Annotated in this window: 9 protein-coding genes; all 9 read right to left on the minus strand. The window is 66.4% G+C overall.

Annotation, left to right across the window (positions count from 1 at the left end; genetic code table 11):
* Positions 1-18 precede the first annotated feature (18 nt).
* On the minus strand, positions 19-1932 hold the full coding sequence (gene fadD32, locus OG203_RS24375; protein WP_405159588.1) for a long-chain-fatty-acid--AMP ligase FadD32: 1914 nt from the start codon (positions 1930-1932) through the stop codon (positions 19-21).
* 191 nt (positions 1933-2123) lie between these two features.
* On the minus strand, positions 2124-3143 hold the full coding sequence (locus OG203_RS24380) for an LLM class F420-dependent oxidoreductase (RefSeq protein ID WP_405159589.1): 1020 nt from the start codon (positions 3141-3143) through the stop codon (positions 2124-2126).
* Positions 3144-3403: 260 nt separating this feature from the next.
* Positions 3404-4390, minus strand: a complete 987-nt coding sequence (locus OG203_RS24385; RefSeq protein ID WP_405159590.1) for a cutinase family protein — start codon at positions 4388-4390, stop codon at positions 3404-3406.
* On the minus strand, positions 4387-4929 hold the full coding sequence (locus OG203_RS24390; protein ID WP_405159591.1) for a DUF732 domain-containing protein: 543 nt from the start codon (positions 4927-4929) through the stop codon (positions 4387-4389). Before OG203_RS24390 ends, OG203_RS24385 begins: the two co-directional genes overlap by 4 nt.
* 265 nt (positions 4930-5194) lie before the next feature.
* Positions 5195-6886, minus strand: a complete 1692-nt coding sequence (locus tag OG203_RS24395) for an alpha/beta hydrolase-fold protein (RefSeq protein ID WP_405159592.1) — start codon at positions 6884-6886, stop codon at positions 5195-5197.
* A gap of 723 nt (positions 6887-7609) precedes the next feature.
* Complete coding sequence (locus OG203_RS24400) at positions 7610-8617, minus strand: alpha/beta hydrolase (RefSeq protein ID WP_405159593.1); 1008 nt, start codon at positions 8615-8617, stop codon at positions 7610-7612.
* A 437-nt stretch (positions 8618-9054) separates the two neighbouring features.
* The gene (locus OG203_RS24405; protein ID WP_405159594.1) at positions 9055-10068 is read right to left on the minus strand and encodes an alpha/beta hydrolase; all 1014 of its coding nucleotides are present in this window, start codon (positions 10066-10068) and stop codon (positions 9055-9057) included.
* 339 nt (positions 10069-10407) lie between these two features.
* Complete coding sequence (locus tag OG203_RS24410; RefSeq protein ID WP_405159595.1) at positions 10408-11466, minus strand: alpha/beta hydrolase; 1059 nt, start codon at positions 11464-11466, stop codon at positions 10408-10410.
* A 300-nt stretch (positions 11467-11766) separates the two neighbouring features.
* A complete protein-coding gene (locus OG203_RS24415; RefSeq protein WP_405159596.1) occupies positions 11767-12849 on the minus strand; it encodes an alpha/beta hydrolase in 1083 nt (360 codons plus the stop codon).
* Positions 12850-12864: the final 15 nt, after the last annotated feature.

Consider the following 12864-nt stretch of genomic DNA (forward strand, 5'->3'; position numbering starts at 1 on the left):
GAGGCCACCCCTGGGCAATTACTCTTCCGGTGCATCGGGGAACGCCTGCTGGGTGTAACCACCCCGCAGCGTTCCCTCGAGGTAGGCGGCCTTGCAGGCCCGCCGGGCGATCTTGCCGCTGGAGGTACGCGGGATCGAACCCGCGGGGACCAGCAGTACGTCTCGAACGGTGACACCGTGGCGCGACGCCACCGCGGCGCGCACCTCGTCGGCGATCGGTAGCGGATCGGCCTTGCCCGCGCCTGGACCACGCTCGGCCACGATCACGAGCTGCTCGGAGGCGTCTTCGGCGTCGAACTTCAGGCCGGAATGGCTGCCCTGATCGAAGACGAGCGCGGGTAGCTGGTTCGCGGGTACCGAGAACGCGGCGATGAAGCCGGGCCGCAGCGCCTTGCTCGCCTCCTGCGCGGAGAACTCGAGATCCTGCGGGTAGTGGTTGCGGCCGTCGACGATCACCAGGTCCTTCACCCGCCCGGTGATGTACAGCTCGCCGTCCAGGTACACGCCGTAGTCGCCGGTACGCATCCAGTTGGCGTCGCGCTCGGTGCCCTCGGCGTGGCTGCCATCGGCCAACCGGTGCGGCACCTTGTTCTGGAACGTCGCGGACGTTTCGTCCGGGCGACCCCAGTAACCGATGCCCATGTTGTTGCCGTGCAGCCAGATCTCACCGACCCGGCCGTCGGGCTGCTCGTGCCCGCCGTCGGCCTCGACGGTCTCCGGATCGACGATCACGGCCCACTGCGACAGCGCGACATAGCCGCAGGAGACCTGCGCGATGGCGTTCTCCGCGCCCTGCTCGACCTTGACCATGCGGCCCGCGTTGAGCTCGTTGCGGTCGACGTAGGTGACCTTGGCTTCGTCCTCGGCCTTGGTCGCCGACACGAACAGCGTCGCCTCGGCCATGCCGTAGCAGGGCTTGATCGCGGTCTTGGGCAGGCCGTACGGCGCGAACGCCTCGTTGAACTTCTTCATCGAGGTGGTCGTCACCGGCTCGCTGCCGTTGATCAGGCCGATCACGTTCGATAGGTCCAGCGCCTCGCCGTTCTTCGGCAGGCCACGCGCCGCGGCGTGCTCGAACGCGAAATTCGGTGCGGCGGCGAAGGTTCCGGCGCCGTCGGCCTGCGCGGCGAGTTCCTTGATCCAGCGGTACGGGCGGCGCACGAACGCGCTCGGCGACATGATGGTGATGTACTTGCCGCCGACCGCGGGCAGGATCACCGTCAGCAGGCCCATATCGTGGAACAGCGGCAGCCAGGTGACGCCGCGCGAGTTCCAGTCCAGGTTGATCGCGTCGACCATCTGCAGCAGGTTGGTGCCGACCGCGCGGTGGGTGATCTCCACACCGGCCGGAGTACGGGTCGAACCCGAGGTGTACTGCAGGTAGGCGATGTCATCGATGGCGATATCGGGACGCACCCAGGTTTCGCCGACAGTATCCGGGATCGCGTCCACCGCGATGATGCGCGGACGCTGACCGAACGGCAGCGAGCGGAACAACTGCCGCACCCCGGCCGCCGATGAACTGGCGGTCAGCACGGCCGCGGGCTCGCAGTCGGCGAGCACCGCGTGCAGGCGATCGGTGTGACCGGGCTCGTCCGGGTCGAACAGCGGCACCGAGATGGTGCCGGCGTAGATCGCGGCGAAGAAGGAGATCACGTAATCCAGGCCCTGCGGCGCGAGGATCGCGACCCGGTCGCCCGGGTTGGTCACCTGCTGCAGTCGAGCGGCCACCGCGCGCAGCCGAATGCCGAACTCACGCCACGTCAGTTCGTGCGCCTCGCCATCACGCTCACGCGAGTAATCGATGTAGCGGTACGCCAGAGTGTTCGCGTCGTTCCGGGTGTGCTTCTCGACGTGATCGACCAGGGTGTGATCCTCGGGAATTCGGATGTTCCCGGTCTCGTCCAGGTAGTCGTCGAAAGTCTCTTCCATTCCTTCTTCTCCTCCGAGGCACACGCAGCAAGACGGCGACAACGCCGTTGTTACCTGTGAGGCCCCGACTCGCTTTCGCCCGCGGGTGGCTCCAAGTGCCCGAGTCAGCCTGCAGTTATTGGGCGGTCTGCGCGGTGACCGCTATCGGCTAGATGTACTCAAACCAGAGTCATGTTACAGAGAAGCCCGGCTCACTCGTCTCGCAGCAGGGGAATTACGGGGGCGAATGCATCCATCTGGGTGGGAAACACCCCGACATAGGACATCGAGGTGAGTTGGCGCACACGACGGATCTGCTCGGCGATCTCCTCGAAGCTGCCGATCGCCACGTAGGGCGACGCGAGGATGTCCTCGACCGAAAGCTTCACGTCCACTTCGAGATCCGGGTGCAGACCACGCTCGATCGCGGAAAGTGCCATCTCAGCGGTCTTCTCGCGATCGTCGGTGATGACGATCGCGGTGATGGCCCAATTCAGCTCGATCTCGGCGAACCGGGGGCCGGCGGCCTCGCGGATCAGGTTCACCTTCTCGATCGTCTTCTCGAGCGTGATACCCGACAAGAGGCCTTTACCGTTCTTGGTGGTCACCGGCACGATCGAGATGATGTCGGCGTGCTTGGCGGCCAGCCGCAGCATCCTCGGGCCACCGCCGCCGGTGCAGATCGGCGGGCGCGGCCCCTGCCGCGGCCGAGGCGTGCCCTTGATCCCATTGACCTGGTAGTACTTGCCCTCGAAGGTGCACTCCTGGCCGCGCAGCAGCACGTCGAGGATGGTCAGCGTCTCGTCCAGCTTCGCCAACCGGACGCCCGGCGTCTCGTAGGGCAGGCCGGCGGCGAGGAACTCGTCCTGCTTCCAGCCGGCACCGACGCCGACCTCGAGGCGGCCCTTGGACAGCACGTCGATGGTGGCCAGGTCCTTGGCAAGCACAACGGGGTGCCGGAAACCGTTGGCGAGCACCGAGGTTCCGAGACGGATCTTCTCGGTGGCCTGGGTCAGCGCGCCGAGCGCGGCGATCGGGCCGATCTGGTCACCGAGGTGATCGGGCACGAAGAAGGTGTCGAACCCGTACTCCTCGGCCTGCTGCGCCGTCTGGACGAACTTGCGGGCGCCACCCTCTTGCTTGTTTCCCTCGCCCGCTGCCCCGAAGCGGAAGCTGCGCAGCGGCGTACCGAGCGCGGTCAACTCACCGGCTGGTGCGGCGGCTTCTGTCATGAACTCATGCTCCTGGCTGTAAGGAAATTCTGGCGCGACGGTGCAGGACTGTCGGACCCCGGACATGGCGCCGGTGTTGCCTGCGTCGCGATCACCAGCGGCACTTTACAGCGTGCTGCCCAACAGGAGTCGCGCTTGTCGGGGCAGTACTGGGTGTACTGCGTGCCGACCCGGACATTGACTGTGACTTCTCCCGACCGCGCCTCGCTGACGCCCGGTTCTGTCGTGCGAAAACGCGCTGTGTCGGTGTTTCGCACGCTTTACGAATGCGGCGGATGCGGCGCCGATTCGATGAGACCGTTCGCCCAGTTGACGGTCCACTGGGTAGAGGTCGCCCCGTTGTCCTCGACGACGAAACCGTTGTACAGCGCGTGCACCGGATTACCCGCCGCGCGCACCAGCGCGCCGACGCTGCCCATGATGTTGAACGGGCTCAGCGCCTGTCGCGGTGCGTCACAGATCAGATCGCCCTGCGCGCAAATGGTGAAGGTACGCGGGGCCAGCTCGCCGAAACCGCCAGGACGCGGGCCGGTCATCGTGATGCCAGGGACGTTGAGGCCCTTCAGCGCGACCTCCGCGCCGACACCCGCTGGCACCGTGCCGACCTGGACGGCTTGGCCGGGACCAGTGTCGCCGGTGCGCCGACCATCCGAAATGAGCGTCACGCCGAGCACCTTGTTCGCTGGCACCGGCCCCTTGCCCTGGCCGATATCGGAGGCAACGTCGCCCGCGATCACCGCGCCCTGGGAGAACCCCGCGATCACATACGTGGTCAGCGGACAGTCCCGGTAGCGCGCGGCCATCGCGTCGACCATCCGCTGGGTGCCCTCGGACCGGCTGTCGTTGTAGGACGCCTGGCCGTCCGGCGGTAGCGCGATCGGATTGGAGAACTGCGCGACGTACGGGACTGTGTATACGTCCAGGCGTTCCTTCGGGAACTGCTGCCCGACCGGATTGGAGACGTTGAGCATCAGCGAGTTCGGGTTCGCCGTCGGGTTGTGCGGGTCATCGTTGCTGTTGGACTCCCAGGTGCCGGGCACCGAGATCATCTGCACATCCGGACAGCTCGCCGACTGCGAGGTCGGCTCCTTCGGCAGCGTCGGTCCCGGCTTCGGGTGCCGCAGGAAACCGGCGAGCAGGTACCACAACAGCAGCACCACGATGATGATCAGAATGGGAATCCCGATCAGCAGCAGACACCCCACCGGCCTTGACCGGCGAGATGTCGAGCCCCGGCGCGCGTTCACTTGCAGTACGTCTGCTTAGCGGCGCTGATATAAACCTGCCCGGCCTTCTCCACCGGCATCTTGGCCGGATCGAAGGACGGATCGGAACCGGCCATCGCGGTCACGAAGGTCATCAGATCCTGATCGGACGCCCCGGACGCAGTGCCCTGGCAAACATAGTTCGCCACGCTCAGCGCGATATCCGGGGTAGACGGGGTGACGCCCTGCTGCTTCAGCGCGTCGAGGTACTTCTTGTCCTTGTCGCTGAGCTTCGAGCTGTCCGAAGGCGGCGCGGACTCAGCTGGCATCGGCTGCGGACGCTCCGGAGCTGGCTGCTCGGGCGACGGCTGCTGCTGCTCGGGCTGCGGCGCGGGCGCCGGAGCCTGCTGGCCGGTATCGGCACCGGGGGTCGACGAGGCGGGCGGCTGCGTCGCCGCCGTGGTGCGGGTCAGCGTCGGCGTGCTCGACGCGGTCGAGTCGTTACCGCCACAGGCGGCGAGCAGGCCGGTCGCGGCAATCGCCACGACAACGCCGAATACCTTGCCACGGGTCCTCTGCATGAATTCTGTCCTCGATCTGTTCGCAAACGGGGGAGGTCGCCCCCCCAACATAGCTGTCTTATTTGCCGCGCGGGCGCGGCGTGTTCGCGGCCCCCTTAGTCTCGTTGCCGAGCGGTCGAGACTCGCGCCTGCGGCGCATGCGCTTCGACCACTCGGCAACGAGACGGGCCGCGAACGGGTCGCTCGTAAGACTCGCTCCGTTGGGGTGTGAGTTGAGAGGGTGAGTCTCGGTTGGTGTTAGCCAGTGGTGGGCGCGGCCAAACTATCAGAGGCCGTGTACTTCTGGTTTTCCGTCTTTGATGACTACGAAGCCTGCCTGGAAGTTTTGTTGTACGCCGCCGGGGACTGGGAACTCGTCACTGATCGGGTAGCCGAGTTTGCCGTTCTCGTAGCCGAGGACCTGCCAGGCGTCCATGATCGGGCCGTTCTTCACTGCCCAGGCGCCGGACAGCGGGCTCCAATAGATATTGCCGCCCTCGAAACGGCTGTATCGGCCGAGGTCCTTCAGCGGCTGTTCCTCGGTGGCGGGGAAGCCGAGCGAGCTGCTCTCGTAACCCAATTGGGCGTACTTGCCGAGGATCATGCCCTGGACGCGGTGTACGCCGGTCTTGGCGCTGTAGTAGAACGGGCCGTTCTCGAAGGCTTGTACGGCGCCGTCTCGGTTCGGCGTCTTCACCTCGGGTGCGACCGGGTAGCCTGCGGGGCCGCCCTCGTAGCCCTGCCTGGCCCACTCGTCGAGGATCGCGCCGCGCACTACTTGGGCGCCGGTCTGTGGGGTCCAGTAGAGCGAGCCGTTCTGGAAGGTCTGCATGCGGCCCTTGCCGTCGGGCAGGCCGCGTTCGTCGCCGGTCGGCAGGCCGAGCGGGCCGGCTGCGGCCTGGGCGGCCTGATATCCGCCGCCGATCATGCCGCCGACGGGATGCGCGCCGCTGCCGGGGGCGAAGTAGACCCGGCCGGATTTGAAGTCTTGGGCCACACCGCCCGCCACCGGGTATTCGGCCGACTGGCAGTCGCCGAGCCAGGTGTTCGCGGCGGCCACCGTGGCGATCTGGCCGCCGACGGTGCAGGCGGCCTTGCCGGGATCGACGCCGAGCGCCTGCGCGGCCTGCGTCCAGGACTGGCGCATCTCGAAGTCCCAGTAGGGCCACGAATGGGTGCCGGACGGACGGTAATTCACCTGCGCGGGGATCGCCAGCTTGGTGAGCTTGGTGACGAAGTTCTGTGAGGTGAGCCGCGACAGGATCTCCAGTCCCATGCCGGCGTAGTTGGTGCTGACGCCGGGAATGCCGGAGGCCTGGTCGAACGGACCGGTGGCGCCGCTGCCGCTCGAGACGTAGAGGCTGACGCCCTTGAGCTTGTCGGCCAGCGTGTACGGGTCGTGCGCGGCCCATTCCGGGCTGGCGGGCGGGCCCCACATGGCGCCGACGTCGTAGCCGCCCGCGTCGCGCATGGCGAACTGGATGGCCTGCGGCATGCCGATCGTGGTCGTGGTGAGGAAGCCCGAGTAGGACGCGGCGTACTTTGCGAAACCGGGGTTGCGGGCGGCAAGGAACATGGCGGCCGTGCCACCCATCGAAAGGCCTTCCAGGCCACGGACATCGGTGGCCCGCCAGTCGCCTTCGAGCAGCGGCGGCAGTTCCTTGGTCAGGAAGGTTTCCCACTTGTAGGTCTTGCCGTTGTCGGGCTGGATCCAGTCGGAGTAGAAGCTGGACTGGCCGCCGACCGGCAGCACGACGGTGACGTTCTTGTCGGCGAAGAAATCGACGGCGCCCGCGTCCTTGGTCCAGCCGCTCTCGTCGTCTTCGGCGCGCAGGCCGTCGAGCAGGTACAGCACCGGGAAACGCGCGTCGGGGCGGGTGTTCCAGTCCCTGGCGAGCAGCAGCTGCACCTGGATCGGCGTTGCCATCGACGGCGAGTTGATCCACAGCGCGACCCGGCGGTCGGTCAGCCAGACCACCTTCTGGATGGACGCCGGGGCGACGGCGTCCGGAGCGGGAGCGGAGCCGGGCGCGGGAGCTGGTGCAGCACCGGGCGCGGGAGCTTGCGCAGCACCGGACGCGGGAGCTTGCGCAGCACCGGACGCGGGAGCTTGCGCAGCACCGGGCGCGGGAGCTGGTGCGGAGCCGGGTGCAGGGGCCGAGGCCGAGGCCGCACCGGAGGCTGGTGCCTGGGCGGAGCCAGGTACAGAGGCTGAGGCCGGGGCGGAGCCGAGCGCAGGAGCTGGGGCTGAAGCCGCACTCGAGGCTGGTGCCGGGGCGGGAGGTGGTGCCGGGGCGACGGCAGGCTGCGCGGACGCCGGTGCGATACCGGCGGCCAACGGGAGCACCATGACGGTGGCGAACAGCATTAACCGCCCGCGAGCCGGACGAGCGCCACGACGCTCGCGTCTCCCCCATCTGCCGCGCCGAATCCCTGCCACAAGAGCTTTCTACCCCGGTCCGCACCATGTTCGGTGGAGGACACGCACGATAAGAAAACCGCCATCTTCGTTTTGCCAGCCCGCACAACGCATCCGGCGCCACCGCTTCCGTGCTGGAAGCCGCGGCGCCGAAGCGGTCTTACCGGGACAAATGATTTGTGAGTACATAGATACCTCACCGGGCACCCGTTGAAACCACCTGTCCCGAAACGCAACTCAGGCCGTACCCCGCGGGGTACGGCCTGAGTGGTCAATCGGCTGTTACCGGGAGTTGGTGGCGTCCAGGATGCCGTTGCGGGACTTGAAGAGCTCGCCCTCCCAGTACTTCCAGGAGTGGGTGCCCTGGGCCGGGAAGTCGAACTGGGCCGGGATGTTGAGCGAGGCCAGGCGAGCCTGGAACGCGCGGGTGTTGACCAGCGAGAGGGCCTCGAGCGCCATCGCGTTGCCGGTGTTGAACACGCCGACCGCCGAGTTCGGCGAGTCGTACTGACCCGGCAGGCCGCTGGCCGCCGAGATGTACATCGGCAGACCCTTGAGCTGCGGTGCGAACACGAACGGGTCCATCCGCAGCCACTGCGGGCTCCACGGCGCGGCCATCGAGTCGACGTTGTAGCGGCCCGCATCGAGCATCGCGACGCGGATCGCCTCACGCATGCCCGGCGCGGAGATGTTCAGGTAGCCCGAGTAGGAGGCGGCGTACTTGAACTGGTCGCGGTGGTAAGCGGCCAGCGCCAGTGCGGCACTGCCACCCATGGAGAGACCGGCGACCGCGTTGTTGGTGCGGGAAACGCCGTAGCCCTCCAGGAAGGCAGGGAGCTCCTTGGTCAGGAAGGTCTCCCACTTGTAGGTGGTCTTCTGACCGTTGGTGTTGCTGGTGGTGTACCAGTCCGTGTAGAAGCTGGACTGACCACCGACCGGCATGATCAGCGAGATGTTGTCGCCGCCGAACTGCTGCAGCGCGTTGGTCTCGAACGACCACGCGTTGCGGTCGTCGCGGGCCCGCAGTCCGTCGAGCAGGTAGAGCGCCGCGTTGCCGCCGCGCGCTGCCCACTGCACCTGGACCTTGATCGGGCCCATGCTGGACGGGACCATCAGATCTTCGAGTCCACCTGAGGGAGTACGCAATACCGGTGTCTGCACCGGCGCCGCGATGGCGATCGGGGCCGCCACACCGGCGGCGATCGGTAGCGCCAGAACCGCGGCACCGACAGCCAGAATTCGATTACGCCAACCACGAGGTGCGCCTCGCCGTCCCGACTTCGTTCTCATCGGCGCGGCCGCCCTGCCGAAACGCATGAATCCTGCTCTCTTTCTGCTTTTCTGCCTGTTGTGGTGCCGTCGGCGACCCCGCGAGGGGCGCAACCGCACCAGTGCTGCCAACGAGACGCACACCGCCGCGCACCGGACCCCGACATTCCGGCACAGGCGACTGCGAAACAACGATCTGGTCACACTTGCGCTCGCTGGACGATATTCGACACCCGTGGCCTTAGCAAGGCCGAGGCAACCAGGTGGCCGAAATCCGCCCGTACGCAATCTGTGATGGTGCGGTGACCCTATCGCGTTCCCCCGGTGATTGTCGTGCCGGAACACCAAATTTTCACCTGATGGCCGGAAGTGTCAGCCGCTGCGGCGCACAGCGTCCGGCCCGAGGGAGTCAGCGCGGCGTAACCACGAAGGGCCAAGGGAGCGCCGCGAATTCAAGCTCAGCCTAAATTCGCGCTGAGGTCGGGCAGCATCTGGAACACCTGTTCTTGCCAGTAGTTCCAGCTGTGCACGCCCACTGGCGTGTAGACGAACACGGCGTTGCTCGGACCGAGACTGTTAACCCGAGCTTCAAACGCACGGGTGTTGGCCAGCGCGATCGTTTCCAGCGCCATCGCATTGCCGAGGTGGTAGACGTCGATCGGCGCGTTGATCACATCACGTGGCCCGTTCAGTCCGTTGCCGGTGGCGATCCACAGCCGAGTCCCATTGGCGCGCAACAGTGGCGCGAACATGCACGGATCGTTGCGTAACCAGCGCGGATCCCACGGCGGACCCCACATGGCGTCGATGTTGAAGCCGCCAGCGTCGAGCATGGCAAGCCGCAGGCCCTCCTTCATGGCGGGTGCGGAGATGTTCAGGTAGCCCGAATACGAACCGGCATAACGGAACTGGTCGGGATGGTATGCGGCCAGCGCGAGCGCGGCGCTGCCGCCCATGGACAGGCCGAACACGCCGTTGCCGTGCGGATTGAAGCCGAGGCGCACACGCAGCGCGTTGCGCAGGTTGTCGGTGAGAAAGGTCTCCCAGGCATAAGGCCGCTGTTGGCCGTTGGTATTACTCGCCGCAATCCAGTCCGAATAGAAGCTGGACTCGCCGCCGACCGGCATGACCACATTGATGTTCCATCGCGGCAGGACTTGGGAGATGTCGGTCTCGACTTCCCAGCCGTTCAGGTCGTCGCGAGCGCGCAGCCCGTCCAGCGCGTAGACCACGCGACGGGTGTTGCCGTCCGCGGCGCGGAAGATCCTCGACTTGATCGGGCCCATGCTCGAGTCGACCCAGAAGTCGGCACCGCCGGGGTTGAACCCGGCCCGCGCCGGCGCGCCGACCGCTGCGGCGCCGAACGGCAACGCGAGCGCGACGGCCAGACCGGCGATCGAACGCCGGAGCCAGCGACGATCCGCCGATTCACGAACACTGGCAACTGTCCCGCGCACCCCGGCTGATCGCATCGATTCGACCTTTCGCCCGTGCGATCCCCGTTGACCGCAACTGTGCTGCATGGAGATCGACACTCCGAATCGATGGCTTCTCGGTGCGAAGTCTTCGGTCCTATCGCTCCTCTATAAGCAGCTATTCGAACTCTGCCTGTCGAAAAACGCATCGTGACACCGGATCGTGACGCGAACCCGCGATTTGCCGATCTCCTGGCGACCTCGGAACTACCCGGTGGCCACAAGATCGCAATTCGTTCGCCAGCGATCAACCAGACAATCATCTCGCGGATATCCGGAAAACAACAGACCGCCCGGCGCTTGGTAGCGCCGGGCGGTCTGTCTACGACGAATTCGTCAGCCGATATTGGCGGACATGTCCGGAATCATCCGGTAGGCCTCGTCGGTCCAGTTGTTCCACGCGTGAATACCGTAGGCGGGATAGGAGTAGACGGTGTTGCCGCCGCCGAGCGATGCCATCCGCACGTTGAACGCGCGGGTGTTCGCCAGTGCCAGCGCCTCCAGGCCCATCCCGTTGAGGGTGTTGAAGCTCGGTCCGTCATTCGCCGTCGGCAGACCGCTCGCCGCGGCGATCCACAGGCGGGTGCCGTTGCGAACCAGATTGGGCGCGAAGACGAACGGATCCATCCGCAGCCACTGCGGACCCCACGGCGGCGCCATCGAGTCGACGTTGTAGCCGCCCGCGTCGAGCATCGCGATGCGGATCGCCTCACGCATGCCGGGCGCGGAGATGTTCAGGTACCCGGAGTAGGAACCGGCGAAGCTGAACTGGTCCGGGTGGTACGCGGCCAGCGTGAGCGCGGCGCTGCCGCCCATGGACAGGCCGAACACGCCGTTGCGGGTCGTGTTGAAGCCGAGCCGGTCGTGCAGCGCGTTGCGCAGGTCGCGGGTCAGGAAGGTCTCCCACTGGTACCGGTAGCTCTTGCCAGGCCCCGCGGCCAAGATGTTGAGCGCGCCGGAACCGGAGGACGAGCCGGTGCCCGCCGGAATACCGGCCAGCTCGCTCGGCGCATTCCAGTCCGCGTAGAAGCTGGACATGCCGCCGACGGGCATGACGACGTTGATGTTCGCGTCGGCCAGCACCGCGGGAACGTTGGTTTCGATCTCCCAGCCGTTCAGCGTCTCCGGCGCACGCATGCCGTCGAGCACGTAGGCGACCCGGTTGGTGTTGCCGTCCCTGGCACGCAGCACGCGGGTCTTGATCGGGCCCATGCCGGAGTCGACCCAGAAGTCGAACGCCCCGGGGTCCATTCCCGCCGATGCGATGGCACCGCTACCTGCTGCCGCGATTCCGAAGGGCAGCAAAAGTGCCACGGCGACCCCGAGTGCGGATCGCTTCACCCACGAACCAGTCCCGGACGTACCGGGTCTACCTTTCCAGCGGGCAATTCGCATCAAACTCGACCTTTCGTTCGGGCGGCCGGGGGGCAAACAGTTGGCGATCTCGACCGGCCCCCTCTGCGGACACCGAGTGCCGCCGTCCATCGAAAACGGACGAATCGACCTCTGTGCATACTCTTCGTGTATAAATCGGCAGCCGAAGCTTATATGTTGCTGGAAAGTGACTCATGCCACAACTCGCCTGCCGCTACCCATCAACATTCGTTACCAAACGCCGCTTGGACGCCTGGCAAACGAAAAGACCGCCCGGTGCACTCGGCACCGGGCGGTCTGTCGTGCGGACTTACCCGAAAATCACCCGATATTGGCGGACATGTCCGGGATCATCCGGTAGACCTCATCGGCCCAGTAGGTCCAGTTGTGTACACCGACGGCCGGGAAGTCGTAGGTGGCGTTGGTGGCACCGAGCGTGGCCATCCGGACCTGGAACGCGCGGGTGTTGGCGAGGGCGAGCGCCTCGAGTCCCATCGCGTTGACGGTGTTGAAGCTCAGCCCGTCCGCACCGCTCGGCAGACCACTGCCCGCGGACACCCACAGGCGGGTGTTGTTGGCCTTCAATCGCGGCGCGAAGACGAACGGATCCATCCGCAGCCACTGCGGACCCCACGGCGGCGCCATCGCGTCGATATTGAAGCCGCCGGCGTCGAGCATGGCCACCCGCAGCGCCTCGCGCATACCCGGTGCCGAGATGTTCAGATAGCCGGAATACGAACCGGCGTAACGGAACTGGTCCGGGTGGTACGCGGCCAGAGTCAGCGCGGCGCTGCCGCCCATGGACAAGCCGAACACGGCGTTGCCGTTCGGATTGAAGCCGAGGCGATCCCGCAGCGCATTGCGCAGGTTCTGGGTGAGGAAGGTTTCCCACTTGTAGGTATTCGTCTTGCCCATGCCCGCGGACCCCGACAGCAGGCCCGATCCGGAATTGGCCGAGCCGGTGGAAGAGGAGCCCGCGCTGCCGAGACCGAAGAAGTTGCTCGGTCCGTTCCAGTCGGCGTAGAAGCTCGACGGGCCGCCCACCGGCATGACGACGTTCATGTTCCATTTGGTCAGCTCGCGCACGACCTCGGTATCGACTTCCCAGCCGCTCAGGTCCGGCCGGGCGCGCATGCCGTCCAGCGCGTAGACCACCCGACTGGTGTTGCCGTCGGCGGCGCGGAAGACCCGGTTCTTGATCGGGCCCATCTCCGAATCGACCCAGAAATCGAAGCCGTCCGGATTGAACGCCGCGGCTGCCGGTCCGGCTGGGCCTGCCACCGACACCCCGAGCGGTAGCAGAATCGCCATCGACACCAGCGCCGAGCGCTTCAGCCACGATCCGGCTCTTCGAGTATTCAGACGCCCGAACACGCCTCGCATCAGTTTCGACCTCTCGTTCATGAAACGGCATCGGCC

It is taken from the genome of Nocardia sp. NBC_01499, assembly GCF_045040275.1.
In the GTDB taxonomy this organism is placed as follows: Bacteria; Actinomycetota; Actinomycetes; order Mycobacteriales; family Mycobacteriaceae; genus Nocardia.